The organism is Streptomyces sp. HD (assembly GCF_028369295.1).
Lineage (GTDB): Bacteria > Actinomycetota > Actinomycetes > Streptomycetales > Streptomycetaceae > Streptomyces.
In genome coordinates, this window is the sequence record NZ_JAQMYP010000025.1 from 1 (window position 1) to 24,663 (window position 24,663).

Annotated in this window: 24 protein-coding genes; 11 read left to right on the forward strand and 13 right to left on the reverse strand. The window is 71.4% G+C overall.

Going from position 1 to position 24,663, the window contains the following annotated elements:
* The coding region (locus POF73_RS23820; protein WP_272118843.1) for a helicase-associated domain-containing protein at window positions 1–2,430 on the reverse strand (2,430 nt) is incomplete at its 3' end.
* Between the two features lie 479 nt (window positions 2,431–2,909).
* Here POF73_RS23820 and POF73_RS23825 point away from each other — a divergent pair.
* From POF73_RS23825 to POF73_RS23835, 3 genes are all read left to right on the forward strand, one after another.
* Window positions 2,910–4,550, forward strand: a complete 1,641-nt coding sequence (locus tag POF73_RS23825; protein WP_272118845.1) for a substrate-binding domain-containing protein — start codon at window positions 2,910–2,912, stop codon at window positions 4,548–4,550.
* Between the two features lie 75 nt (window positions 4,551–4,625).
* Window positions 4,626–5,672, forward strand: coding sequence for a hypothetical protein (locus POF73_RS23830; protein WP_272118848.1), 1,047 nt, complete (start codon window positions 4,626–4,628; stop codon window positions 5,670–5,672).
* Window positions 5,673–5,819: 147 nt separating this feature from the next.
* Window positions 5,820–6,452, forward strand: a complete 633-nt coding sequence (locus POF73_RS23835) for an HAD family hydrolase (protein WP_272118851.1) — start codon at window positions 5,820–5,822, stop codon at window positions 6,450–6,452.
* Here POF73_RS23835 and POF73_RS23840 read toward each other — a convergent pair.
* Window positions 6,428–6,679, reverse strand: a complete 252-nt coding sequence (locus POF73_RS23840; protein ID WP_062153452.1) for a hypothetical protein — start codon at window positions 6,677–6,679, stop codon at window positions 6,428–6,430. The genes POF73_RS23835 and POF73_RS23840 overlap by 25 nt on opposite strands.
* Before the next feature lie 165 nt (window positions 6,680–6,844).
* Between POF73_RS23840 and POF73_RS23845 the strand changes: the two genes are divergently transcribed.
* Entirely contained in the window at window positions 6,845–7,228 is a 384-nt protein-coding gene (locus tag POF73_RS23845; RefSeq protein ID WP_272118856.1) for a cold-shock protein, read from the forward strand.
* Between the two features lie 12 nt (window positions 7,229–7,240).
* On the opposite strand, the gene POF73_RS23850 is transcribed toward POF73_RS23845, so the two are convergent.
* The 4 genes from POF73_RS23850 to POF73_RS23865 are packed head-to-tail and all read right to left on the reverse strand — an operon-like array spanning window position 7,241 to window position 10,746.
* Entirely contained in the window at window positions 7,241–8,101 is an 861-nt protein-coding gene (locus POF73_RS23850; RefSeq protein ID WP_272118858.1) for a 1,4-dihydroxy-6-naphthoate synthase, read from the reverse strand.
* Window positions 8,091–8,762: a futalosine hydrolase gene (locus POF73_RS23855; RefSeq protein ID WP_443049619.1), complete on the reverse strand. Its 672-nt coding sequence runs from the start codon at window positions 8,760–8,762 to the stop codon at window positions 8,091–8,093. Before POF73_RS23855 ends, POF73_RS23850 begins: the two co-directional genes overlap by 11 nt.
* A gap of 23 nt (window positions 8,763–8,785) precedes the next feature.
* On the reverse strand, window positions 8,786–9,259 hold the full coding sequence (locus POF73_RS23860; protein ID WP_272118862.1) for a DUF2771 domain-containing protein: 474 nt from the start codon (window positions 9,257–9,259) through the stop codon (window positions 8,786–8,788).
* Between the two features lie 59 nt (window positions 9,260–9,318).
* Window positions 9,319–10,746: an MFS transporter gene (locus POF73_RS23865; protein ID WP_272118865.1), complete on the reverse strand. Its 1,428-nt coding sequence runs from the start codon at window positions 10,744–10,746 to the stop codon at window positions 9,319–9,321.
* 347 nt (window positions 10,747–11,093) lie between these two features.
* Here POF73_RS23865 and POF73_RS23870 point away from each other — a divergent pair, with 347 nt between their 5' ends.
* Window positions 11,094–12,020 (forward strand): DUF3027 domain-containing protein, encoded by a 927-nt coding sequence (locus POF73_RS23870; protein ID WP_272118867.1) that lies wholly within the window; start codon window positions 11,094–11,096, stop codon window positions 12,018–12,020.
* Window positions 12,021–12,065: 45 nt separating this feature from the next.
* On the opposite strand, the gene POF73_RS23875 is transcribed toward POF73_RS23870, so the two are convergent.
* The 3 genes from POF73_RS23875 to POF73_RS23885 form a co-directional block, all read right to left on the reverse strand.
* The gene (locus POF73_RS23875) at window positions 12,066–12,614 is read right to left on the reverse strand and encodes a Uma2 family endonuclease (RefSeq protein ID WP_443049640.1); all 549 of its coding nucleotides are present in this window, start codon (window positions 12,612–12,614) and stop codon (window positions 12,066–12,068) included.
* A gap of 100 nt (window positions 12,615–12,714) precedes the next feature.
* The gene (locus POF73_RS23880) at window positions 12,715–13,572 is read right to left on the reverse strand and encodes a helix-turn-helix domain-containing protein (RefSeq protein ID WP_272118869.1); all 858 of its coding nucleotides are present in this window, start codon (window positions 13,570–13,572) and stop codon (window positions 12,715–12,717) included.
* A 235-nt stretch (window positions 13,573–13,807) separates the two neighbouring features.
* Window positions 13,808–14,281 (reverse strand): ATP-binding protein, encoded by a 474-nt coding sequence (locus POF73_RS23885; protein ID WP_272118871.1) that lies wholly within the window; start codon window positions 14,279–14,281, stop codon window positions 13,808–13,810.
* 156 nt (window positions 14,282–14,437) lie between these two features.
* Here POF73_RS23885 and POF73_RS23890 point away from each other — a divergent pair, with 156 nt between their 5' ends.
* From POF73_RS23890 to POF73_RS23900, 3 genes are read left to right on the forward strand one after another with little or no spacing between them, the layout of a single operon-like run.
* A complete protein-coding gene (locus tag POF73_RS23890; protein ID WP_272118873.1) occupies window positions 14,438–15,313 on the forward strand; it encodes a helix-turn-helix domain-containing protein in 876 nt (291 codons plus the stop codon).
* The gene (locus POF73_RS23895; RefSeq protein ID WP_272118875.1) at window positions 15,310–15,513 is read left to right on the forward strand and encodes a DUF397 domain-containing protein; all 204 of its coding nucleotides are present in this window, start codon (window positions 15,310–15,312) and stop codon (window positions 15,511–15,513) included. The genes POF73_RS23890 and POF73_RS23895 overlap by 4 nt, the downstream gene beginning before the upstream one ends.
* Window positions 15,510–16,028, forward strand: coding sequence for a GNAT family N-acetyltransferase (locus POF73_RS23900; RefSeq protein WP_272118877.1), 519 nt, complete (start codon window positions 15,510–15,512; stop codon window positions 16,026–16,028). Before POF73_RS23895 ends, POF73_RS23900 begins: the two co-directional genes overlap by 4 nt.
* Window positions 16,029–16,032: 4 nt before the next feature.
* Here the strand turns inward: POF73_RS23900 and POF73_RS23905 are convergent, their stop codons facing one another.
* From POF73_RS23905 to POF73_RS23920, 4 genes are all read right to left on the reverse strand, one after another.
* On the reverse strand, window positions 16,033–16,539 hold the full coding sequence (locus tag POF73_RS23905; RefSeq protein WP_272118879.1) for a hypothetical protein: 507 nt from the start codon (window positions 16,537–16,539) through the stop codon (window positions 16,033–16,035).
* Complete coding sequence (locus POF73_RS23910; protein ID WP_272118881.1) at window positions 16,536–17,150, reverse strand: hypothetical protein; 615 nt, start codon at window positions 17,148–17,150, stop codon at window positions 16,536–16,538. Before POF73_RS23910 ends, POF73_RS23905 begins: the two co-directional genes overlap by 4 nt.
* 219 nt (window positions 17,151–17,369) lie before the next feature.
* Window positions 17,370–17,915: a GNAT family N-acetyltransferase gene (locus POF73_RS23915; protein ID WP_272118883.1), complete on the reverse strand. Its 546-nt coding sequence runs from the start codon at window positions 17,913–17,915 to the stop codon at window positions 17,370–17,372.
* Window positions 17,916–17,989: 74 nt separating this feature from the next.
* Window positions 17,990–19,135, reverse strand: a complete 1,146-nt coding sequence (locus POF73_RS23920) for an FAD-dependent oxidoreductase (RefSeq protein ID WP_272118886.1) — start codon at window positions 19,133–19,135, stop codon at window positions 17,990–17,992.
* A 254-nt stretch (window positions 19,136–19,389) separates the two neighbouring features.
* Between POF73_RS23920 and POF73_RS23925 the strand changes: the two genes are divergently transcribed.
* From POF73_RS23925 to POF73_RS23935, 3 genes are all read left to right on the forward strand, one after another.
* On the forward strand, window positions 19,390–22,602 hold the full coding sequence (locus tag POF73_RS23925; protein ID WP_272118888.1) for a sacsin N-terminal ATP-binding-like domain-containing protein: 3,213 nt from the start codon (window positions 19,390–19,392) through the stop codon (window positions 22,600–22,602).
* Between the two features lie 132 nt (window positions 22,603–22,734).
* Window positions 22,735–23,514 carry a calcium-binding protein gene (locus POF73_RS23930; RefSeq protein ID WP_272118890.1) on the forward strand — a complete coding sequence of 260 codons (780 nt, stop codon included), beginning with the start codon at window positions 22,735–22,737 and terminating at the stop codon, window positions 23,512–23,514.
* Window positions 23,515–23,638: 124 nt separating this feature from the next.
* On the forward strand, window positions 23,639–24,574 hold the full coding sequence (locus POF73_RS23935) for a hypothetical protein (RefSeq protein ID WP_272118892.1): 936 nt from the start codon (window positions 23,639–23,641) through the stop codon (window positions 24,572–24,574).
* Window positions 24,575–24,663: the final 89 nt, after the last annotated feature.

The window sequence follows — 24,663 nt, forward strand, 5'->3', positions numbered from 1 at the left end:
GACGTCGCCCTCGGCCGACTCGGCGGCCGGCGCGAAGCCCATCGCGCGCAGGCCCTCCAGCAGCGCGGCCGGTTCCGCCTGGGCGGCGAGCACGGTCGGCGCGAGACGGCGCAGGCGCAGACCGGCGGCCCGCTTGTCGGCGAGGATCTCGTTCAGCATCGCGTCGTCGTCGCAGCGGACGTACGCCGACGCCGCGCCCACCCGCAGATGCCCGTGCTTACGGGCCACGTCGTCGATGAGGTACGCGAGCGGCTGCGGCACCGGCGTACGCGAGTGCTCGGCGAGGAAGGCGTGCAGGTCGGAGGCGCTGCGGCCGGCGTCGAGTGCGCGGCGCACCGAGCCGGGTGTGAAGCGGTACACCGTCGCGCCGCCCTTGGACTCGACGTCCGCGAGCACGCCGAGCGTGTCGGCGAGCGGCCGCTGCAGCGGGCCGGGCGCCACGGCGGTGAGGTCGGCCTGGAGGAGGACGTGGTCGAGGGGCTCGGGGAGGAGGGGGGTGAGGAGACGGGCTGCGGCGGCGGAGGCCACGGCCTGTTCGGCGGGGGAGAGGGGCTCGGGGGCGGTGGCCGGGCGGGGGTGCTCGTGGTGCACGGGGAGCTTGTCGCCGGGGCCGGTGGGAGCGGAGCCGGGCGCGGCAGGTGCGGCGGCGCCGGTGCCGTGGGTCGCCGCGACCGGAGTACCGGTGTCGTGGGTCGCCGCGGCCGGAGTACCGGTGTCGTGGGTCGCCGCGGCCGGAGTACCGGTGTCGTGGCCGGTGGCCGAGGGGCCGGTGGCCGAGGGGCCAGCCGCCGACGGGCCGGTGGCCGAGGGGCCAGCCGCCGACGGGCCGGTGGCCGACGGGCCAGCCGCCGACGGGCCGGTGGCCGACGGGCCGGCCGCCGAGGGGCCGGTGGCCGAGGGGCCGGTGATGGCACGGCCGCCGCGCCCCGCAGGCTTCCCGGCGGACTTCGCCGCCTCCGCAGTCAGCAACGCCCGCCCGTGGCCCGACAGCGCCCCCCGCCCCGTGATCCCGAGCAGCTCCGCCTCGGTCAGTGTCCAGCGGGCGAGCCTGCTGCGCAGGTCGTCGTCCTGCTGGGGGCCGCGCAACGGCCGCTCCCAGCGCAGCCGGGCCAGCACCGACTCGGCGGACGGCGACGCCCCCTCCGGCAGCGCGGCGAGCAGGGCCAGCACCCGGTGCCGTACCTCCGGCGCGGCCGAGCGGTCCAGGCCGGGGCCCAGCGCGGACAGCGCCCGGTCCTTCGCGTCCCGGCCGCCGACCACCCCCGCCGTGCGGGTCGCCGTCAGCCATGCCTCCGCCAGCCGTGCCCAGCGCTGGGCGGAGGGCTGGTCCAGCCACTCGTCGTAGGCGGGGGTCGCGGCGTACCGCTCGTCGGCCTCGCCGTCGGAGGCCAGCAGGCCCGCGGCGTAGGCCAGCTCGACCCAGAAGGCGGCCACCGGCTCGGGGACGTCCAGGGCGACCGCGGTCCGCTTGAGGTCGCGCACGCTGAGCCCGCCGGCCCGCAGCACCGCCGGCCCGCCCTCGTGCCAGTCCTTCAGCAGTTCCTCGACGGTGGCCAGCGCGGTGTACGCCTGCCCGGCCGCCGTCGCGTCCACAACCTGTGGAGGGTGCGTCGAGGCCGTCTCGACGGGCGGCGGCAGCGGCTCGGCGGCGCGGTGCGCGCGCCCGGCGCGCAGATGCAGGGCGACCTCGCGGGGGAGTACGACCGTGCCGGGTGTCGTCGGGAGGAGGAGGCCGCGGTCGAGGAGCCAGCGCAGGCGGGGCGCGGGGTCGGCGGTGACCTGGCCGTACGGCGGCCCCCAGACCAGGCGCGACAGCACCTCCCGGGACTCCTCCGGGGCGTCGGCGAGCAGGGCCGTCATACGTCGCCGGTCGGTGAACAGGGCGCTGAGCGACGCCACGGCCGACACCGCGTCGTGCGTCGAGGGCAGCCCGGCCGTCGTGACGATCTCCTGGATACGGCCCGGCGACATCCCCGCCGACGCCTCCGGCACGGTCGGGCCGAGCCCGGTCGGCGACGGGTGCTGTGCGGAGGGCGCGAGCAGTTCGCGTGCCGTACGGACCAGTCGCAGCCGGTCGTCGCCGCCCCACACCAGGGCCTGGTCGCGCAGGGTCCCCAGGGCGTGCGGCAGCGCGGCGGCCACCGCCGGGTCGCCCTCGTCGCCGGTCATCAGGCCGAGCAGTTCGTCGTACGACGCCGGGTCCGCCGCCACGGCCAGCGCCTCCGCCGTCTGCAACGCGAACCGGTCCAGCCGCTCCAGGGCACGCACGACGGAGGCCCGCGTGCCGGCCCTGGTCGCCAGCTGCGTGAGGTCGGTCGGCACGGGGGTGATGAGGTCGGGCCGGCTGCGCAGGAGCACGGCCAGCGAGGCGTCGTCCCGAGTGCGGAGAGCCTCCGCGAGGGAACGGGGCGGTGTAGCCGGGTCGCTCATCCTGCCCACGTTAGCGGGTCGCCTCCGGCGGGTGGGCCGACGAGGCGCGGGTGGGTGCGGGTGTGCGCCTCGGCGCGGGTGCGTCGGGGCGCGCGTCCCGGGGGCTCCGCCCCCGCACCTCCGGGCCTTCGCCCTCGCATCTCCGGGCCTTCGCCCTCGCATCTCCGGGCCTTCGCCCTCGCATCTCCGGGCCTTCGCCCCCGCACCCCCGACTCGGTCGGCCAAGAGGCTCGACTCGCCCCTCGCCCCTCGCCCCTCGCCCTTCGCCCTTCGCCCTTCGCCCCTCGGCCCGGTCGGCCGGGAAGCGGGCCCTGTCCGCACAGTCCGCACCTCCCGGGCGAACGGAACGTTTCCGAGATGGCGGCCGGATGAACACCATCCGGAGGATTCAGGCACCTCTGGCAACGCGGTGCACCCACTGGTCACCCTGGGCTCCCGGTCAACTACTTCAGGGCTCAAGCGAATTGGGGGGTTCGGCGATGAGCGAGCAGGCCGAGCAGTGGATCGCGATCCTGAGTCTCGCGTTTCCCGTCGCCGCGTTCCTGTGGGAGTTCGCCGTCGTCGGCCGCAAGCGGCTCGGCTACCGGGTCCAGATGGACACCCTGGCCGCGGACGCCGCCGACAAGCCGTACGCCGACGTCCTGGGGGACATGCGGCACGACGGCCACCAGCTCAAGGACCCCTCGTTCGTCCTGCTGCGCATCGAGAACGCCGGCTCGGCCAAGATCGTCTCCGAGGACTATCTGGCCGACCCCGCCGACCCCTTCGGCATCAAGGTCACCTTCCGGGACCGCCGGGTCGCCGCCGTGGTCCTCACCGACCCGAGCAACAACGCGCTGCGCGACTTCTTCTTCGAGGAGGTCACGGAAGGCGACAGTGTCCGCACCGTCGCCAAGCCCGGCTTCCGCCGCAACAACAACGCGGGGGACCGCACCGGCACCATCCGGCTGCCGAAGGTGACGCTGCCCCGGGGCGCCGAGTACAAGGTGCTCGTCGTGCTGGAACGCTGGCCCGCGGACAACAGCACCGACCCCTTCCCGGACCCCGTCGTCCAGGGCACCGACGGACAGGACCGCTGGTACGACCCGCTGATGCGGCTGCTGAGGCTGAAGGCGACCAGGACCGAGAGCCATGTCTTCGCCTCCCGGCCCGCCTGGTGGCTGCTGTGGATCCTGATCGCGGCCGTCGTCGTCCAGGCCAACTACACGCTCTTCTTCCGCGACGAGAAGCGCCCCCCGCTCGACTGCGTCGAGGGCACCCTGTACCTGCACGGCTCCACCGCCTTCGCACCCGCGGTGCGGGCCGCCGCCCGCGACTACCTCAAGCGCTGCGACGGCGCCGACGTGCACATCCCGCTCGCCGACGACACCTTCAAGGGCAGCACCGACGGCATCACCGACCTGGACAAGGCCGGCCGGGAGGCCGGTGTCCCGGTCGGCGAGGGCCTGCGCGACCACGTCGCCTTCACCGACGGCCTCGCCTCCGACGGCCACCCCCGGCTGATCCCCAAGCCCGTCGCGCTCTCCGTCTTCACCCTGGTCGTCAACAAGGACGCGGGCGTGGAGAACCTGAAACTGGGCCAGATACGCGAGCTCTTCGCCGGCCGCGTCCAGAACTGGTCCGAGCTCGGCGGCAACGACGTGCCCGTCCACCTCGTCAACCGCGACCCCGGCTCGGGCACCCGCAGCACCCTCGTCGCCAAGGTCCTCGGCGGCAAGGAACCGCCCCAGTTCACCGAGACCGACTGCGCCGCCCTCAAACCGAGGCGGTACGGCCGCTGCGAGGTCACCAGCACGGACACCATGCTCAACACGACCGCCTCGACACCCGGCGCCATCGGCTACAGCGAGGCCACCGCCGTCGACGGCGGCAAGGCGGCCGCGGGCCTCGTCAAGGTGACCATCGACGGCCGGGAACCGACGGCGGCAGGCGTCGAGGACACCAACTACCCCTACTGGCAGACCGAGTTCGCCTACACCTACGGCGAGGCCCCGGCCGGCTCCGTCGCCGCCGCCTTCCTGAACTTCCTCACCCAGCAGAGCGGCCGCGACATCCTCCGCGACCACGGCCACGGCCTCTGCTCCGAGGTGCGGAACTCCGGCGAGTGCCGCCCGGCCTGAGCCGCACCGGGCGCCCTGTACTGCGCTAACGTCGTCCCGAGGGGTAACCAACGCACCCACCCCGGAGGGGACTTCGTGGGGATCGAGAGCGACCAGGTCGTCTACGAGTATCTGAGCCGCGTCGGCGACGTGGCCCAGCAACGGCAGCTGCCGTCGTCCACCCGCATGCGCCTGGTGTCCGAGCTGCGCGGCGAGATCGACCGGCGGCGCGCCAAGGCCCCCGTCGACACCCCCGCCGCGGTCCGCCGCATCATCGCCCGCATCGGCACCCCGGACGAGGTCGTCGCGGCCGCCGGGGGTACCCCCTCCGGGGGAGGCAACCCCGCCTCCGCCCCGCGGACCCCCGCCGCCGTACCCGTACAACCGGAGAGCCGGGACGACGACACCGACGGCGGCGACACCGGCGGCAAGCGCCCCAGGGGCCTGCGCCGCATCGTGCCGCGCCCCCGACCCGCCGAGCCCCCGGCGCCCCCGCGAGACGCCGCCCCGCCACCCCACCTCGCCAGTACGGCCGACCTCGGCGGCAGCGCGACCCAGCCCGACTGGTGGCGCGTGGACAGCAGCCCCTTCGGCCCCGGCGAGGACGTCCCCGGCTTCGTCGGCGGCATCGAGATCCCGGAGATGCTCCGACGCCCGCCCGCGAAGGACGAGGCACCGCTGCGCAAGAAGGACCCGGCCGAGGAGCCGGACACGGCGCCCGCGGAAAGGGCGGTGGAAAAGGCCGAGGAGAAGGCGTCGAAATCCCGCCGCCGCCTCCTGCCCCGCCGCCCGGCCCTCCCCACCGGCCGCTGGAGCAACCCCCTCCTCCTGCTCGCCGCCGCCCTCCTGATCATCGGCGCCGTCCTCGGCAACCTCATCGCCCTGCTCCTGGGCTGGCTGATCGCCTGGGGCTCACGCCGCCTGAGCGACGCCGAGACCAAGTGGGCGGTCATCATCCTCCCCGGCCTCTCCCTCACAGCAGGCGTCGCCTGGCTCTGGGGCCGCACCAACGGCCGCTGGGGCGCCCCGATCGCGGAGGGCCAGACGAACGCCGCGATCGCGGATACCTGGCCGTGGGTCGTGCGGGGCGCAGCGGTGGCGTCGGCGCTGTTCATCATCTGGCGCTCACAAAAACGCCCCTAGGGGCGCGGGGCTGTATCGATTTGCGGCTCCGCCGCGTGGGCGCGACAAGCCGCGAGCCACCCGCAGCCGCCACACAACGCACGCCACCGGACTACTGGGCGCACATCACACCCACCCGGCGTCTACCGGCAAAGGCGCCTGGGCACAATGGCCCATATGGCCTCTCCACTGACCGTCGGCTTCGACCTCGACATGACCCTCATCGACTCCCGCCCCGGCATCCATGCCTGCTACACCGCACTGGCCGAACGCACGGGCACGCACATCGACGCCGACCTGGCCATCACCCGCCTGGGACCCCCGCTGGAAGAGGAACTGATCAACTGGTTCCCGGCGGAGCAGATCGCGGCCATCGCCGACGTGTACCGCGAGATGTACCCGACGATCGCCATCGCCGCGACGCCCGCCCTGCCCGGCGCCCGCGAGGCGATAGCCGCCGTACGGGACACGGGCGGACGCGCGATCGTCGTCACCGCCAAGTACGAGCCGAACGCGAAACTGCACCTGGAACACCTCGGCATCCAGCCCGACGCCGTCATCGGCAACCTCTGGGCCGAACAGAAGGCGGAGGCCCTGCGCGAGCACGGCGCGAGCGTCTACGTCGGTGACCACCAGGGAGACATCCGGGCCGCCCGCGCGGCCGACGCCCTGTCCGTCACCGTGGCGACCGGCCCGTTCAGCGCCGCCGAGCTCGGCGAACTCGGCGCGGACGTCGTCCTCGCCGACCTGACGAACTTCCCCGACTGGCTCGCCGGTTACCTCGAAACGCCCCGCGCCTGACGCCGCCCCGCCGCGACCGAGCGCAGCACCCCCGCTCCGGCGACGAGGAATCCGACGCCCATCAACATGCTCAGTCCGAACATGTACGTCGGAAATGGAGTCGTACCGAGCAGGAACGGGGCCACCGTGACCAGAGTGGCCACGGCACCGATGAAGAACACGACCGCACCGGCACGGATCAGTCGGTCACCGGGAGCGGCGGAATTCGTTTGGGTTTTGTCGCGCACCGGACCAGGGTAGTTCCCTGCGCGAGGGAAGAACCGGGCGACGTCTTGTCACCGGCCCGGGGACCATTAGCCTTGGTACCGGCGGGTCGTGGTCGACCCGCTGTAGTGCTATCAAGAGCCGTTTTCCGAAGCAGTTTTCCGACGAGTACGAGGACGAGGACAGACGTGCCTACCGGCAAGGTCAAGTGGTTCAACAGTGAGAAGGGCTTCGGCTTTCTCTCCCGCGACGACGGCGGTGACGTCTTCGTCCATTCCTCGGTTCTCCCCGCCGGAGTAGACACACTCAAGCCGGGACAGCGCGTGGAGTTCGGGGTCGTCGCCGGTCAGCGCGGTGACCAGGCCCTCTCGGTCACGGTCCTGGATCCGACTCCGTCGGTCGCGGCCGCCACCCGTAAGAAGCCGGACGAGCTGGCGTCCATCGTCCAGGATTTGACGACCCTCCTGGAGAACATCACGCCGATGCTGGAGCGAGGCCGCTACCCCGAGAAAACCGCGGGCAAGAAGATCGCCGGTCTGCTGCGGGCGGTCGCCGACCAACTCGACGTATAGGCCCTTGAATCCTTAAGGGAAATCCAGCGCATCCGGGCCGAGGGGCGGTACCAGCCCCTCGGCCGCCGCACGTGTGAGGAGCCCCCGCACCGCCGCATAGCCGTCCACGCCGAGGTCGTGCGTGAACTCGTTGACGTACAGCCCGATGTGCTGGTCCGCGACGCCCGGGTCCATCTCCTGCGCGTGCTCCATCACATACGGCCGGGAGACCTCGGGATCGTCCCACGCGGCCCGCACCGACGTACGGATCGAGTCGGCCAGCCGCGTCAGAGTCCCCGCGCCCAGTGACCGCTTGGCGATGATCGCGCCCAGCGGGATGGGCAGCCCGGTGGAGTGCTCCCAGTGCTCGCCCATGTCGGCGAGCTTGTGCAGCCCGTAGTTCTGGTACGTGAAGCGCGCCTCGTGGATGACGAGCCCCGCGTCGACCTTCCCGTCCCGCACGGCCGGCATGATCTCGTGGAACGGCAGCACCACGATCTCGCCGACCCCACCGGGCAGCGTGTCCGCCGCCCACAGACGGAACAGCAGATACGCCGTCGACTTCTCGCTCGGCACCGCGACGGTACGGCCCGTGAGATCGACGTCGGCCTCCCGCGTCAGCACCAGCGGCCCGCAACCCCGGCCCAGCGCACCGCCGCACGGCAGCAGCGTGTACTCGTCGAGCACGTACGGCAGCACGGCGTACGACACCTTCAGTACGTCGAACTCGCCGCGCTCGGCCATGCCGTTGGTGATGTCGATGTCCGCGAAGGTCACGTCCAGCGCGGGCGCCCCCGGCACCCGGCCGTGGGCGAGGGCGTCGAAGACGAACGTGTCGTTGGGGCAGGGCGAGTACGCGATCTTCAAGGGCTGTCGCTGCTGTTCACCGGTCATGCGGTTGCCAACTCTCCAGGACGGGTGCGAGCTTCCCGAAGGCCTCGGCGAGGGCCGCCAGCGCGTCGCCGATGCGCCAGGCGGCGCGGTCGCGCGGGCCCACGGGGTTGGAGATCGCGCGCAGCTCCAGCACGGGCGTGCGGTGCGCGGCCGCGGCCTCGGCGACGCCGAAGCCCTCCATGGCCTCCGCGAGGGCGGTGGGGTGGCGCTCGCGCAGCCGGGCGGCGCGGACGGCGGTGCCGGTCACCGTGGACACGGTGAGGACGGCGCCGGGGCGCGCGCCGGTGGCGGCCGCCACTTCTCGTACGAGTGCTTCGGGCGGACGGTGGGTGACGGTGCCGAAGCCCAGCTCGGTGACCGGCAGGAAGCCGTCGGGGGTCTCCGCGCCGAGGTCGGCGGCCGTGATCTCGTCGGCGACGACCAGCGAGCCGACGGGGGCGTGCGGCGCGAAGCCGCCGGCGATCCCGGCCGAGACGACCAGGCCGTAGGGGGCGCCTGCCAGGGCGGCCGTGGTGAGGGACGTGGCGGTGGAGGCCGCGGCGAGCGCGGGGCCGACACCGGCGGCGATCACCTCGACGCCGGCGAGCCCGGCGGTGTCCGCCGAACGTCCCGCCAGCGCCCCGGCCACCGCGTCCCGCTCGGCGGGGACCGCGGTGGCCACGAGGACCCGTACAGCAGACGTGGTCAGGCGTCCTTCTTGAGCTTGAAGGTCCACAGCCCCGTCACGTCCTGCTCGCCCTCCTTGATCGACACCAGCGTCGAGTCGCCGCTGGCGCCGTACTGGGCGTTGAAGAACACGCTGCCCGGGATGGTGCGGTAGGTCTTCGTGCTGGAGTCGGTGAGCGGCTGGCCGTTCATGAGGATGGTCCAGCCCTCGTCGGCGACCTCCGGGTCGACGCCGAAGCGGACGGTGTCGTCGGGGTCCACCTTGATGGACTCGATGTCCTTGTCCTTCAGGCACTTCGCCAGGTCGGCGGTCTTCAGGGAGTCGCCCTCACCACCGCAGGTCGCCTCCGAGTGGACCGAGGACGTGCCGACGGTCACCGTGGCCAGCGGCGTCGGCTTGTCGCAGGCCGACAGGACGAGCAGTCCGGCGGAAACGGCGCCGGCGGCAGCGAGCGCGCGGCGGCGTCGCACTACGGATTGCAGCGTGGTCATGGCGGAAGGCTATCGGGCACGTCCAGCGACCTCCTCATGTGGGTACGGCGTGCCGTAGGTCACACCACGTGAGTACGGGCGTGGCCGCCGTGCCGCGCCGAGCTGATCAGGCCCTTGACGGTGGTCAGCCACCCGACGGCGACGATCCCCGCCCCCACCAGCAGGCCCAGCGAGCCGTCCAGCGGCAGCACGATGCCGACCGCGCCGCCGAGCACCCAGGCCACCTGCAGCAGCGTCTCGGAGCGCGCGAACGCCGACGTACGCACCAGCTCCGGCACGTCCCGCTGGATCAGCGCGTCCAGCGACAGCTTGGCCAGCGCCTGCGCGAACCCGGCGACCGCCGCGAGGAAGGCCACCAGGATCGAGCCGAAGAAGATCGCGGCCGCGATCGCCACGCCCAGCACGAAGCCGACGACGGTCACGATGATGATCTCCGGCGCCCGGGATCTGAGCCACGCCCCGACCGCCGTACCGAGAGCGTTGCCGACACCGGCCGCGACGGCGACTATTCCGAGCGAGACGGCGGCGCTCTGGCCGGACATCGGGTGCTCGCGCAGCAGGAACGCGAGGAAGAAGATCAGGAAGCCGGTCAGACAGCGGATGGAGGCGTTGGCGCCGAGGGCGTGGGTGACGGCGATGCCGACCGTGCGCAGGTTGGGCCGCTTGACGGGCTGCCGGTGCGGCCCGTGCAGATGCTGCTCGTCGGCTGCCAGCAGCGCGGTGTCCTCGCCCTTGGCGGAGTCGACCTTGTGCGGCAGCGAGAAGGACAGGAACGTACCCGCGATGAAGATCACGAAGGCGCCGTAGAGCGGCCAGCGCGGCCCGATCGACTGGAGCCCCGCCCCGATGGGCGCGGCGATACCGGTGGCGAGCAGCCCGCCCAGGGTGACCCGGGAATTGGCCTTCACCAGCGAGAAGCGGGGTGGCAGGAGCCGGGGCACGACGGCACTTCTCACGACCCCGTACGCCTTGGAGGCCACCAGCACCCCGAGGGCGGCCGGATACAACTGGAGGTCACCGCTGACGACGGCGCTGGACAGGACCAGGGCGAGCAGCGCCCGCGCCAGCATCGCGCCGGCCATCGCGGCGCGGCGGCCGTGCGGGAGACGGTCGAGGAGCGGGCCGATCACGGGCGCGAGCAGCGTGAACGGTGCCATGGTGATGCCGAGGTAGAGCGCGACGCGCCCGCGGGCCTCGTCGGTCGGTACGGAGAAGAAGACGGTGGAGGCGAGGGCGACGGTGATCATCATGTCCCCGGCGCCGTTCACCCCGTGGAGCTCGATCAGCTTGCCGAGGCCGGACTCGCCGGCGCCCTGGGCGTGGGTGGCCCTGCGGATGCCACGGGCGGTGCCGGTGAACGGGAAGTGCAGGGCACGGCCCACCGCGCGGAGGGAGCCGCCGATCCGGCTCGTTCCGCCACCTCTTTTCCGGCCCCCCTTGGCCCCACCGACACCGGTGGCTCCTTGGGGCGGCCGTGCGGTCGCCACGACGCAATAGTGCCCCGAGATGAGGGTGCGTAGTGCGGTTACGGCGCGTATGGGGGGCAGGTTATGGGCAAGGTCTCGACCCGGTGCAAGGTTGGCGGACGGCAACTCTCGGGTCGGCGGTACGGGTTCCGGCGGCCGCCGGGCACGCTGAAAGGGCCGTCGGTGTAGGCCCAGCGCTCGCGAACAGGTAGCGTGCGTATCTCAGCCATCCCGCACAATGGATGACGTAGGTGCGCCCGAGCGCGATTCGGACGCGGACGTCGACGCGGCCCACAGGTCCGCTCCGTCCGCTCGACCGCCTCAAGGCAACCGCACCCGAGAGACGGCGTAGGAGAGAAGCGATACCTGTGAGCGCAGCGACAACGCGAAGCCGCACCCCCGACCGTCTGTGCGCCGAGGCGGTCGACCTCGCCCGCAGCGCCGCCGAGGAGGCCGCCGCGCCCGGCGTCGTGGGCGAGCACGCGGGTCTGGCCTCCGAGGGTGACCGCGTTGTCACGCACTTCTTCGAGTGCAAGGAGCTCGGGTACCGCGGCTGGCGCTGGGCGGTGACGGTGGCCAGGGCGTCGCGCGCGAAATTCGTGACGCTGGACGAGGTGGTCCTCCTCCCCGGCCCGGACGCGCTGCTGGCCCCCGAGTGGGTGCCCTGGAGCGAGCGCCTGCGCCCCGGCGACATGGGCCCCGGCGACCTGCTCCCCACGGACGCCGAGGACCTCCGTCTGGAGCCCGGTTACTCCGGCGAGGACGAGCCGGTGCCGAGCGCGGCCGTCTCGCACGAGATGGCGGAGCTGGTGGAGGCGGAGGACGCGGAGGTCACGGCCGGTGCCCCCGCGAATCTGCCGGCGGCCCCGTCGAGGGGCTCGATCGCGGCGGTGGCGGAGGAGCTCGGCATGCGCCGGGCCCGCGTCCTGTCCCGCTACGGCCTGCACATCGCGGCGGACCGCTGGGAGGAGTCGTACGGCGCGAAGACCCCCATGGCCCAGGCCGCCCCGGCGTCCTGTGTGACGTGTGGCTTCCTGGCGCCGATCGGCGGTTCGCTCGGCCAGGCCTTCGGAGTCTGCGCGAACGAGTTCTCCCCGGCGGACGGCCGGGTCGTGTCCCTGACGTACGGCTGCGGGGGTCACTCCGAGGCCGCGGTGATGCCCAAGCCGCCACGTCCGGCTCCGCCGGTGATCGACGAGACGCGGGTGGACCCGTTCCCGCTGCGGCCGGCGGCGGATTCGGGGTCGGTGTCGGTCGGCGTGGACGGGGACGCGGCGGAGCTGGGGCACTCGTAGGGCGAGTGTTGCGAGAAGCGCGACGTTTTCTCTTCCCGGCCGAGATCAGGGCACGAGGCTCTTGAGGTCGATGTCGGTCGGGAAGGGGACGGCGGCCTTCAGACGGGCACGGTGGATTCCGGTGGCCACGTACGTGCTGGTCATGGTGTCCAGTTCGTAGGTGTGGACGGTGGGAGCGCCGGCCTCGTCCTCGACGCGCCAGAAGTGGGCGATCCCGGCCTGTGCGTACTTGAAGGGCTTCAGGGACCGGTCGCGGTCCGCCGACTCCTCCGAGACGACCTCGATGACCAGGGCGACGTCGGCGGGTGCGTACCAGGTGCGGTCGGGGTCGTATGCGGCGGTGGTGACCAGGATGTCGGGTTCGGGGCGGCTCTTCTTGTCGAGCCGGACGGTCATCTCGCGCTCGGTCTCGAATCCCTCGGGGGCCGATTGCCGAAGCGCGAAGGTCAGGTTCTCCACCAGCCGGGAGTGCCAGGACCGCTGCGGCGACATCATGAAGATCAGGGCTCCGTCGATGAGTTCGGTGTGCCGGGGTGCCTGGGGGAGGTGGTCGAGGTCGTCCGCTTCCCAGCCGCTCGGCCTGGGCGGGATCATCCACTCGGGGAGTTCGGCGGTCACGGCTTCCTCCAGGCGCTTCAACACGGCCCACGAACCTGGCGCCAGCGTAGTTGATGCCGTGCCTCTCCGAGCGGGCTCAGGCGGCGGCGGCAAGGGCAGTGCGGCAGTCACGGCAGAGTCCTTGGGCGGGTGAGCGGAAGGCGCGGTCGCAGCCTTCGCAGGTCTGGAGTGGGTGGCGGACCGCGGGCGGCGGGGTGAACGGGGGCAGGGGCGGTAGCTGAGCCGTGAGGCGGTGGGCCAGTAGGGCTGCCGGGCGGCACAGGGGCTCGGGTGGTAGCGCGGTGGTCAGGGCGTGGCGTACGGCTGCAGGGGTGACGTCCCGTTCCAGCCAGGCGGCGACTCCGGGGGCCAGGTGGGCGGTGTCGCGCTCGCTGAGCAGTAGGCGGGGGTCGTGGTGGCGGAGATCCGCGAGGAGGTCGGTGGCCGCCCGGAGGAGGGGCGGGGCCGGGTAGCCGGGCTGCGGTACGGCGGGGAGGGGCTTGCGGGGTGCCGGGGTTCGCTTCTTCCGGGCGGAGGCGGAGGCGGAGGCTGGGGCGGGGGCCGGGCGGGCCTGGGCGTGGCGATGACCCGGCTGGTTGCAGGAGACCGTGCGGGTGACGATGCGGCCGGCGGGGGTGCGGTGGCGTTCGCGGCGCAGATAGCCGTGGGCTTCCAGTTCGCGTAAGGCGGCGGCGATACGGGTCGTGCCCTCGGGGAAGCGGGCGGCGAGGGTCTTGATGTCGGCGCGGGCGCCTGCGGGGAGGGACTGGATGTAGACGGCCAGTCCGATCGCGAGGCCCGACAGCTCCGGGTGCTGGGCCAGGTGGTTGCCGATCACCGTGAAGCGGGTGGTGTGACGGGCGTTGTCGTGGATGAGACCGCCCGCGTGGGGGTGGTTTTTGCCCGCGGTACGGGACTGGGGGCGCGAGGGCACGCTAGGGTTTTGGGTATCCATCGGGAAGGGGCTTGTCTTCCTAGGTGGTCAGGCCCTCGCACTGGGATTGCCGTCCCGGCGAGGGCCGTTTGCGTGTCTGGGCATATCTGCGTGGCATATCTGCGGTTGTGCTGCGCCGAGCGTAAGGCAGGCAACAGCTCCCGAATCCAGCCGAGTTGGTGATGTTCACCCGGTTGGGTGAGTTTGCGCGCTGCGGGCGGTCGGGAGGGATGGGTGGGGCTTGGTGGGGTTTCTTTCACCTTCGTGTTTCTTTGGGGAGACCGCCCGTGGCACCGGAGTACGGGTTTCCGTGTGCCGGTGAGAGGTCGATCTCGGCCCAGACCGTCTTGCGGGGAGGCAGCCCGGCGGTGACTCCCCAGCGGTCGGCCAGGGCGCCGATGATCGTGAGTCCACGGCCCGACTCCGCGTCGGCGGTGGGCTGTTCGGGCTGCGGGAGGCGGTCCGCGCGGGTGTCGGTGACCTCGATACGGAGGGTGTCGCCGACGACGTAGAGCAGGAGCAGGAAGTCTCGGCCGGGGATGCGGCCGTGTTTGACCGCGTTCGATGCCAGCTCGGCGATCACGTGTGCCGCCGGGTCCAACGGCAACCCCCAGCTGCGGAGTTGCTCGGTGGCGAGGAGGCGGGCGAGGCGGGCTCCGCGTGGTGTGGAGGACAGCTGCTGGCTGAAGTTGCGGACCGGGGTGACGAGTTCGTCGGTTTCCAGATTCACGTCACTCAGCGTGGTGGTGCGTGCTTACTGTGAACAGTGACTCTGCGGGTGCGTCAGGTGACTGTCCGGAGCTTGTCCAGTGGTGTCCAGGCTGTCGGGACGGGGGCGCGGGTAGGGCGCTGCTGCATCGCGGCGGTACGAACGGAGGGGTACGGGATGTCGGTCGAGGTGGACACGGGACGGCTCAAGAGCGAGGCGGACGAGCCGGGTTGGGAGGTGGATCCGGACGACGAGTGGGGCGTGGCGGTGATCGCGACCGTGGGGCGGCAGTTGAAGCTGCGGCGCGAGGCGGTGGGGATGCGGGCCGCCGACTTCGCGAAGGCGGTCGGGTACGGGGAGGACCTGGTCTACAAGGTCGAGGGCGGGAAGCGGATTCCTCGGGAGGAGTACCTGGACAGGGCCGACGAGGTGTTGGGGGCCGGTGGGCTGGTTTCGGCGACGTGGGAGGACGTGAAGAGGGTCCGGTACCCGAAGAAAGTGCGGGCGCTGGGGGAGATGGAGGCTTCGGCGGTCGAGATCGGTGTGTACGAGTGCAACAGCGTCCACGGGCTTTTGCAGACGCCAGAGCATGCCCACGCCTTGTTCGAGGCAGCGCAGCCGCCGTATTCGCCGGACGACGTGGAACGTATGGTGGCCGCTCGCTTGGCCCGGCAGTCGGTCTTCGAGCGCGACCCGGCCCCATCACTCCACTTCGTCCAGGAAGAGGCGCCGCTGCGCCGACGGGTCGGGGGCACAATGGTCTGGCGACAGCAACTCGAACGTCTGCTGGAGGTGGGGCGGTTGCGTAACGTCACACTCCAGGTCATGCCGACGAACACCGATGCTCACCCGGGGCTGGACGGCAAGATCGAGTTGCTGAAGTTCCCGGACGGTGCGGCGGTGGGGCGCTCTGACGGTGCGTTCAACGGGCGGCCGACCAGCGAGCCGAAGCAGCTTCGCATCCTTGAGCTGCGGTATGGCACCATCCGGGCGCAGGCTCTCCCACCGCGGGAGTCGCTGGCCTTCATCGAGCAACTGCTGGGAGAAACATGATCCGCAAGGCCTCCGCCGGGGACGCCTCCGAACTGGCGTGGTTCAAAAGCAGCTACAGCAGTGGTACCGACGGCGAGTCCTGCGTCGAGATCGCGGTAGCGCCCCGCACCATCCACATCCGTGACTCCAAGTTCCGTGACTCCAGCCCCCGGCTCGCCCTCACCCCGCAGGCCTGGACCGGCTTCGTCTCCGCGCTGTGACCGATCAACCGGCGCTGCGGCCTGTCCGCGAGGACGACCTGGCGGTGTTGGAGCAGGCGACCCAGGATCCGGCGGTGGCGGGTGAGTTCGGGTGGTACGGGTGGTTCGATCCGGGCCGGTTCCGGCGAAGGTGGGCGGAGAACCAGCTGATCGGCGACGACGGCGGCACGCTCATGGTCGTCCGCGACAGCGAACCTCTCGGCTTCGTGAACTGGCGGCGTCGGCAGACGACACCGGCGGCCAGCTGCTGGACGATGGGGATCGCGCTGCTGCCGCAGGCTCGCGGCAAGGGCTACGGCACCGAGGCGCACCGGTTGCTCGCGCGCTATCTGTTTGCGCACAGCACGTTCCACCGGATCGAGGCCGACACCGAGGTGGACAACATCGCCGAGCAACGGGCGCTGGAGAAGGCCGGCTTCAGCCGTGAAGGCGTGATGCGCGGCATCGGCTGGCGGGACGGCGCGTGGCGGGACCTGGTGACGTACAGCCTCCTCCGCACCGACCCGCCCGTCTGACGCGCTACGGCAGTTGCTTCTTCTCCGTGTAGAAGGAATAGGCGAAACTGCCGTTGTCCGAGCCGGTCAGTTCGCCTTCGAAGCTGATGAGGCCGGGTTTCGAGACCTCTATGCTCTGCTGGAAGATCGAACCGTCACAGATGCTGGTATGTGCTGTCTTGGCTGCGTCTCTACCATTGACGGTGAAAGCGAAGGCGACCTTGCCTTTCCCTGTGCAGGTAAAAGCGAATGTCACACTCAGCACGTTCGCTGGTGTCGTGGGCAGAGTATTTCCGATATGCGGCTGCAGGCGGCCGCCCCCGCTTCCGAGTGCCTCCATTCCGATGAAGGCCTGATCCAGAACCGCCTTTGCGGCCTCGGCGTCCGGAACCGCGCTCGGTGAAGACTGACTCGTACGGGGCTTGGGTGTCGACGAGTCGATGGACTTATCGGCATCGCAGGCGCCGATCAGCGCCACCGAGGCTACAAGACACAGCAACGCGACTTTCCGTTGCCCGTTGGTTCGCTTCACGAATTCTGCCGCCCGATTGACATGTCACCCTTGCGGGGGGCCTTCACAACAATGGTCTTCGTCTTGACGTTACAGGGTGCGCCGATCCACGTCTTCACGGCGGTGAGCTTCCAGCCCACCTGCCCGAGGACGGCCCGGTATCCCTTGCTGGTGGTGTTCGTGTCGGTAACCGTCTGCGTGCCCGTCCAGGTCCACGAGTTGCCGACCTTGACGTCGACGCTCACTTTGGCCTTTGCGACGATGATCTTGGCTTCCGCCTCGTATCCACCGGAGACGTCGAAGGTGAAGGTGTGGGATCCCGTGATCGCCCAGCTCACCGTTTGACGAGGCAGGAGCCACGTCGACTGAGGCTTGCTCTTGTCCGGCAGGAAGTACGGCGTGCCCTTCACCTTGTAGGTCGGAGGGTCATTCACCTCGGGGCAGGCCCTGGTGGCCTGAGGGGTCTTCGTGGCGGGCTTGTCGCCGGTGAAAGTGAACTCGATCTCGTCGTTGGCGCCGACGACGGTTCCGTCGTTCAGAACGACCTTTGCGTCGCCAGGCAGTGCCGGTTCGTCATCTGGCGTGACGGCACCGGCGTTTGCTGCCGCCAGCAGTACGGCCGCCGCGGTCATGGCGGGAAGTGCGGTGCGCGATATGGCACGCTTCATTTGGCCCCGATTCGGTGGATCTGGTCAAGTAGTCCCAAATAAAGGAACTGGGTACACGTCACCACAGCGCTTTTGCAGCGCCTCCCCGGGAGTTGTGTGCGCGACATTCCTATATCTCTGTAAGTCCTTGACGCAATAGATCCAGGGAAACTCAGAAAGGCCTCAAATTCCCGGGAGCGAGGCTCACATCGGCAGGGAGAACAGACGCACCGAGCCGGAGGGCCAGTGTGCGTTGTCGTGGAGGGGCGTCACCATGGTGCGCAGTGGCATGGTCACCACGCGGGATTCGGGTTGTTCGACGAGTACGTCCGTGTCGAGCGGGTGCCAGCCGAGGTGCTGGTACAGCGGGACGAGGGGTGGGCGGCAGAACAGCAGGGCGTGTTGCGGGCCCATCGTCCTGGCGTGGTCGAGTGCCGCTGTGATCACGAGGCGGGCCAGCCCCTGGCCCCGTAGGTCGGGAGCGACGGCCACTCCGCCGACGCCCATCACCTCTGTCTCCGCCGTCTCGGCGTTCCCGATCGCGACCGGCAGCCGTAGCAGGCCGGCGTGGGCCACGAGTCGGTCGCCGTGTCTGATGCCGAAGTGTTCGTCTTTGGGCAGCCAGGTCAGACCGGCCCCGTCGACGCCGAAGGGGTCGTCGCCGGTGCCAAGGATTTCCTGCTGGTCGGCCTTCGTGTAGCCGGGGAGTCGTATCGCGGTCGGCGCTGCGGAGAACTGGTTCTCGGACATGCCCACATGATGATCCGTCCTGCGGGGCCGGAGGGAACTGGTGGGCGGCCTCGCAGGGCGGATCAGCACGGTGGTCAGGACTGGCGCTTCTCGAATTCGTTGAACATGTCGATCAGGCCCTGGGCCGTGTTCTTCTCCGAGTCGATGCTGTGGATCTCGGCCCCTCCGAAGGTGGCCGCCTCGGCGCTGCGCGGGAACATGGCCTGCTCGTACTCGGTGAGCGCGGCCTCGATGTCGTCGGGGTGGGCGGCGAGGGACTTGCCGAGTTCGGCGCCGTCGAGCATGGCCAGGTTGGCGCCCTCGCCGTTCGGGACCGAGAGGTGGGCGGCGTCGCCGAGCAGGGTCACGCCGGGCACCCGGTCCCAGCGGAGCCCGGTCGGCAGGGTGAAGTGGGGGCGCATGACCGGCGCGGTGTCGCCCTCGGTGATCAGCGCGGTGAGTTCGGATGCCCAGCCGCCGAACTCCGCCGCGATCCGCGCGGTCGCCTCGGCGGGGTCGGTGAAGTCGATGGCGGCGAACCACTCCTGCGGCCGGGACAGAACCACGTAGGTGTGCAGGGTGTCGCCGCTCTCCCGGTGGGCGAAGATCTCCGCACCGGGCGAGGGCGCCATCATCGAGCCGCCGCCGACCGCCTTCGCGGCGGCCGGGTGCCGGGTGTCGGCCTCGAACAGGTAGGTCTCGACGAACGACGTGCCGGCGTACTCGGGTGTCACGGTGGTGAGCAGCGGCCGGACCCGTGACCAGGCGCCGTCCGCGCCGACCAGCAGGCCGGTGACGACGCTGCCGCCGTCCGCGAACGTCACCTCGTGGCGCCCCTCGCCCAGGCTGCGGGCGCCGGTCACCTTGTGTCCCCAGCGGACGGTGTCGGCCGGGAGCGAGTCGAGCAGTATCTGTCGCAGCTCGCCGCGCTGCACCTCGGGGCGTCCGCCCGTGCCGTCGTCGGCCCTGTCCATCAGGACGGTCCCGTCCCGGTCGAGGACCCGCATCGCCTGGCGGCCCTCCAGGACGATGGCGTGGAACTCGTCCATCAGGTCGGCCGCCTTGAGAGCGAGCTGCCCGTTGTAGTCGTGGATGTCGAGCAGCCCGCCCTGCCTGCGCTCCGAGGGGGACGACTCCGCCTCGTAGACCGTGACCGGGATGCCGTGGACATGCAGGACGCGGGCCAGGGTGAGCCCGCCGAGTCCGGCGCCAATAATCGTGACGGGGTTGTGGCTGTGCATGGTGGCTCCCTCGGATCGGGGGCCGCCCGGTGAGCTCCGGTCGGCCGTCTCGTCTCCGGAAGGTGTCAACCCGCACCGACAAGTCGCCGATATCGGACCGACAGCCCGCGACAGTCACCTACAGATGACCGACAGCGCCGATCCGCCCTGATCCGTCCCGAGCCGCCGATGACCTCGCGCCCCGGAGCCCGCCCTGCCCGCGTCCCCTCTGATCTGCACCCGCCCTGCCCAGGCGGTACCTTCATCGTCAGCCGATGAGGAGAGTCAACGTGAGCAAGTTCGTGCGGCCCGCGGCCGAAGGTGCCGACCCCTTCGGTACGGCCCGTCTGCGTCGCGGGGTCCTGGACGCCTGGGCCACCAGTCCCGCCCGGTTCCGTGAGGACGCCAACGCCGAGGAGGATCTCGTCCTCGGCGGGTACCGGGACCGGCTCGTGGTCGAGCTCGCTCAGAACGCCGCCGACGCCGCAGCCAGGGCGAACGTCGCCGGGCGGCTCCGGCTCACCCTGCGCGACGGGGTGCTCGTCGCCGCCAACACCGGCGCCCCGCTGGACGCGGGCGGCGTCGAGTCGCTGTCCACCCTGCGCGCCTCCGCCAAGCGCGACAACACCGCGTCCGTGGGCCGCTTCGGCGTCGGGTTCGCCGCCGTCCTCGCCGTCACCGACGAGCCCGCCGTGGTCGGGCGGCACGGCGGTGTGCGGTGGTCCCTCGCCGAGGCCCGGGAGCTGGCCGGCAACACCGCGCGGCACAGCCCGGGGCTCGGCGACGAGATCCGGCGGCGCGACGGACATGTGCCGCTGCTGAGGCTGCCGTTCGCCGCCGAGGGCACCGCTCCGGACCCGTACGACACCGCCGTCATCCTCCCCCTGCGCGACACCGCCGCCGCCGACCTCGCCGAACGGCTGCTCCAGGCCGTGGACGACGCGCTGCTCCTCGCCCTGCCCGGCCTGGAGGAGGTCGTGGTCGAGGTCGGCGACGACGAGCCGCGCACGCTGCGCCGCCGCGTCGACGGCGCCTTCACGGTCGTGGAGGACTCGCACAACGGAGTCACTCATTGGCGTACGGCCGCCGCCCACGGCCCCCTCACGCCCGACCTCCTCGCCGACCGCCCGGTCGAGGAGCGGCTGCGCCCCCACTGGTCGCTGACCTGGGCCGTGCCCGTCAACGCCGCCGACAGCACCCCCGCCCGGCCCCGCACCGCCCCCGTCCTGCACGCGCCGACGCCGAGCGACGAAGCCCTCGGCGTCCCCGCCCTCCTCATCGCCTCCTTCCCCCTCGACACCACGCGCCGCCACGCCGCCCCCGGCCCGCTGACCGACTTCCTGGTACAGCGGGCGGCGGACGCGTACGCCGAACTGCTCGCCGACTGGCGTCCGGTGAGTGACGGCATCATCGGACTCGTGCCCGGCCCGCTCGGCAAGGGCGAACTGGACGGCGCCCTGCGCCAGGCGATCCTGGACCGTCTGCCCCGCACTGCATTCCTCCCGCCCGCCCACTCGGCATTCCTCCCGCCCGCCCACCCGGCTTTCCCCGCGCCCGGCGACTCGGCCCTCGCACAGCCCGCCGCCGAGCCGCACGAGCAGGACTCCGAGTTGCCCGAGTCGCTGCGGCCGCGTGACGCCGAGGTCGTCGAGGGCGCTGGTGCCGACACGGTGCGGGTGCTGGCCGAGGTGCTGCCCACGCTGCTGCCCGCCGGGCTGGAACGCCGCGTGGAACTGCGCACACTGGGTGTCGCCCGCGTCCCGCTCACCGACGCGATCGACCGTCTCGCCGGTCTTGAGAAGGCGCCGGGCTGGTGGCGGCGGCTCTACGACAGCCTCGCCGGGGTCGACCCGGAGCGGCTGTCCGGGCTGCCGGTGCCGTTGGCCGACGGGCGCACGACGATCGGCCCCCGGCAGGTGCTGCTGCCCACCAGCGACGGCGCCCCCGTCGACCCCGAGATCCTCGCCCGCCTCGGCCTCAAGGTCGCCCACCCCGACGCCGCGCACCCGCTCCTGGAGAAGCTCGGCGCCCTGCCGGCCACGCCCCGCGCCGTCCTCACCACGCCCCAGGTGCGGGCCGCCGTCGCCGCCTCCCTCGACGACGACGGCGGCGTGAGCTGGGAGGAGGACGCCCCCGACGCCGAGGAGCTCGCCGACACCGTGCTCGCGCTCGTGCGGGACGCGGGCCTGGAGCCCGGTGACGAGCCGTGGCTCGGCGCCCTCGCGCTGCCCGACGAGGAGGGGGAACCGGCACCGGCCGGTGAACTCGTCCTTCCCGGCAGCCCCTTCCACCAGGTCATGCGGGACGGCGAACTGGCCACCGTGGACGGTGAGTTGGCCGACAAGTGGGGCGAAGGCCCGCTCGCCGCCTGCGGGGTCCTCGCGAACTTCGCCCTGGTCCGGGCGACCGACATCGTCCTCGACCCGGACGAACTGGAGCCCCGCGAAGGGGACTTCGCCGAGCCCGACGACGCCGGTCTGCTGGACGCCGTGGACGTCTGGAGCGAGGACATCCTCGACCGCTTCCCCGACACGCCCGTACCGCCCGTCGCCACCGAGCTCATCGCCGTACGCGATCTGGACCTGGTGGACGACGACAAGTGGCCGCAGGCCCTCGCGCTGCTCGCCCAGCCGCCGCTGCGGGACGCGCTGACCCAGCAGGTGCGGATCCTGCTGCCGGACGGCACGCACGAGGTCGTACGGCCGTACACGGCCTGGTGGCTGCGCGGGAACCCGGTGCTGGACGGCCGCCGCCCGGCGGGCCTGCTGGCCTCCGGCGGTGACCCGCTCCTGCGGGGCCTGTACGAGGAGGCCGACGCGACCGGCTTCGACGACGAGCAGGTACTGCGGGCGCTGGGCGTGCGGACGTCCGTCGCCGCGCTGCTCGACGAGCCGGGCGGCGCCGCCGAGCTCCTCGACCGCCTCGCCGACCCCGACCGCCCCGTCTCCTCCGCCCAACTGCACGCCCTGTACGGGGCCTTGGCGGACCTGGACCCCGAGCAGGTGACCCTGCCGGACGAGGTGCGGGCCGTCATCGACGGCCGGGTCGAGGTCGTGGACGCGGCGGATGCCGTGGTCGTGGACTCCCCTGACCTGCTGCCCTTCACGGAGGGCGTGCCCCTGCTCCCCGTACGGCCCGCGCGCGCCGCCGAGCTGGCCGAACTGTTCCAGGTGCGGCGGCTGAGCGAGTCCGTCACCGGGGACGTCGATTCCGAGGGCACCGAGCACGACGTACCGGAGTCGGTACGGGTGCTGCTGGGGGCGCGGACGCCCGAGTCGTACATCGAGCACGAGGAGCTCGTCGTGGACGGTGTGGAGATCGACTGGCGGCTGACGAACGACGGTGCGCTGCATGCCTCGACCCTTGAGGGCGTGGCCGCCGGACTCGCGTGGGCCGCGCGGCAGTGGCCGCGGCGGTTCGAGGTGGCGGCGCTGCTGGAGGATCCGTCGCGGACGGCGGAGCTGGCGCGGGATCGGTGGTTCGACTGAGGCGGCGAACCGGGTTTGAAACCTCCGCGGAAACTCCCGCACAAATTTTTCACCGACCGTACAACCATTCGCATGTGTTGCGAATCTGATCAGTGAGTCAACAGACTCCCTGATCACTTGTGGGGAAAACACATGCGCATGCGTGCCACGCTTGGCGTTCTGACCGGCGCCCTGGCTCTCTCCGTCGTCGCCGTCCCGGCCGCGCAGGCCGATGAGATCCACGGCGACACGGCGATCTCGAACGTCGTGGTGAACGGTGGCAAGGCGGCGGTCGTCGGCGCGACCGCGAAGAAGACCATCACCGTCTCCTTCACCGTCAAGGACGCCTCGGGCGTCGACTGGGCCCAGGCGATCCTGTACCACGGCGCGGACATCGACAGCTCCGACTCCGGCGCCGTGGCCAACAGCAGCGACGGCCGTGCCACCTGCACGGTGGTCAACGCCACCACGTCGAACTGCAAGTCCACCTTCGACCTGGAGCCGGCGGCCAACCTGATCAACAGCGTGGCCGGCAGCTGGAAGGTCTGGGCGATCGCGGCGGGCAACGACGCCGACTACGTCCAGAAGGACAACGCCAAGACCTTCCAGGTCCAGCGTCTGTCGAAGCTGACGGTCAACGCCTCGCCGGAGCCGGTGAAGAAGGGCAAGACCATCACGGTCACCGGCAAGCTGACCCGCGCCAACTGGGACCGCGGCACCTACAACGGCTACTCCACCCAGCCGGTGAAGCTGCAGTTCCGCAAGAAGGGCAGCACCACCTACAGCACGGTCAAGACCATCAAGACGAACTCGACCGGCGACCTGAAGACCACGGTCACCGCGTCGGTCGACGGCTACTTCCGCTACTCCTTCGCGGGCACCTCGACCACCCCGGCGGTCAACGCCACGGGTGACTTCATCGACGTGCAGTAAGGACGTGCAGTAAGCAGGTCCCGCTTTTCCGCGCCGCCCGGTCCCGGTTCTCTCCGGGGCCGGGCGGTTCTCTCCCTCTCCCTCTTTCGCCGGCCTGCTCCGGCCTTCTCCAGGGGAACAACACATGCGCATACGAGTCACCGTGGCCGCCGTCTCCGGCGCCCTGGCCCTGTCCGCCCTCGCCGTGCCGGCCGCGCAGGCCGCCGACGACGCCGTGAGCCGCGCGGACGTCGCGAAGATCCGTGAGGCCGCGCACGCCGCGCAGGCCTCCTCCGGCAAGAGCGCCCTCAGCACCGCGGCCGCCGCCGCGGAGGACCAGCCGTACGCCCTGGACGTCGCCTACTCCAACTTCAAGATCGCCAAGGCGGTCAAGGTCGGTACGACCAACCACGTCTCCACCAAGGTGACGTACACGATGACCCACGGTGCGGACGTCGACATCACCGCCGGCGACTTCTACAGCGACCCGTACATCTACAAGGGCGCCTTCGACGCGCCGGACAACGTGCTGTTCGGCATCGACTACGGCAACTGCACGCCGGCCTCGGCGACCACGGCCAACTGCACCGGCACGATCGACGTGTACCCGGGCGACGGTGAGCTCATCAACTCCGACGCCGGCGGCTGGAAGGCCGGGGCGATGGCCATCGCGTTCAACGGCCAGGACCCGAACGCCGAGACCTTCGACATCACCAAGGTCGGGTTCGCCGACAAGGGCGACCTCGCCTCGACGCTGGTCCAGCGCTACTCCAAGCTGACGGTGAACGCCTCGCCGGAGCCGGTGAAGAAGGGCAAGACCATCACGGTCACCGGCAAGCTCTCCCGGGCCAACTGGGAGGACAACAAGTACCACGGCTATGTCGGCCAGCCGGTGAAGCTGCAGTTCCGCAAGAAGGGCAGCACCACCTACAGCACGGTCAAGACCATCAACACGAACTCGACCGGCGAGCTGAAGACGACGGTCACGGCGTCCGTGGACGGCTACTTCCGCTACACCTTCGCGGGCACCACGACGACCCCGGCGGCCACCGCCACGGGTGACTTCGTCGACGTGCAGTAGGCAGTAGGGCAGGAGAACTGCGGGCTGCGTCATGAACTCCCCGGCCGCCACCGGGAGTTCGTGACGCAGCTCACGTAATTTCCCCGGCT

Excerpts from the sequence above, each read along its gene's own strand:
- POF73_RS23920 (WP_272118886.1), bottom strand. The coding sequence starts at position 19,135 with ATGCACAGCCACAACCCCGTCACGATTATTGGCGCCGGACTCGGCGGG.
- POF73_RS23860 (WP_272118862.1), bottom strand. The coding sequence starts at position 9,259 with ATGACCACGCTGCAATCCGTAGTGCGACGCCGCCGCGCGCTCGCTGCC.
- POF73_RS23835 (WP_272118851.1), top strand. The coding sequence starts at position 5,820 with ATGGCCCATATGGCCTCTCCACTGACCGTCGGCTTCGACCTCGACATG.
- POF73_RS23925 (WP_272118888.1), top strand. The coding sequence starts at position 19,390 with ATGAGGAGAGTCAACGTGAGCAAGTTCGTGCGGCCCGCGGCCGAAGGT.
- POF73_RS23850 (WP_272118858.1), bottom strand. The coding sequence starts at position 8,101 with ATGACCGGTGAACAGCAGCGACAGCCCTTGAAGATCGCGTACTCGCCC.
- POF73_RS23930 (WP_272118890.1), top strand. The coding sequence starts at position 22,735 with ATGCGCATGCGTGCCACGCTTGGCGTTCTGACCGGCGCCCTGGCTCTC.
- POF73_RS23890 (WP_272118873.1), top strand. The coding sequence starts at position 14,438 with ATGTCGGTCGAGGTGGACACGGGACGGCTCAAGAGCGAGGCGGACGAG.
- POF73_RS23915 (WP_272118883.1), bottom strand. The coding sequence starts at position 17,915 with ATGTCCGAGAACCAGTTCTCCGCAGCGCCGACCGCGATACGACTCCCC.
- POF73_RS23935 (WP_272118892.1), top strand. The coding sequence starts at position 23,639 with ATGCGCATACGAGTCACCGTGGCCGCCGTCTCCGGCGCCCTGGCCCTG.
- POF73_RS23825 (WP_272118845.1), top strand. The coding sequence starts at position 2,910 with ATGAGCGAGCAGGCCGAGCAGTGGATCGCGATCCTGAGTCTCGCGTTT.
- POF73_RS23875 (WP_443049640.1), bottom strand. The coding sequence starts at position 12,614 with ATGATCCCGCCCAGGCCGAGCGGCTGGGAAGCGGACGACCTCGACCAC.
- POF73_RS23880 (WP_272118869.1), bottom strand. The coding sequence starts at position 13,572 with ATGGATACCCAAAACCCTAGCGTGCCCTCGCGCCCCCAGTCCCGTACC.
- POF73_RS23910 (WP_272118881.1), bottom strand. The coding sequence starts at position 17,150 with ATGACCGCGGCGGCCGTACTGCTGGCGGCAGCAAACGCCGGTGCCGTC.
- POF73_RS23895 (WP_272118875.1), top strand. The coding sequence starts at position 15,310 with ATGATCCGCAAGGCCTCCGCCGGGGACGCCTCCGAACTGGCGTGGTTC.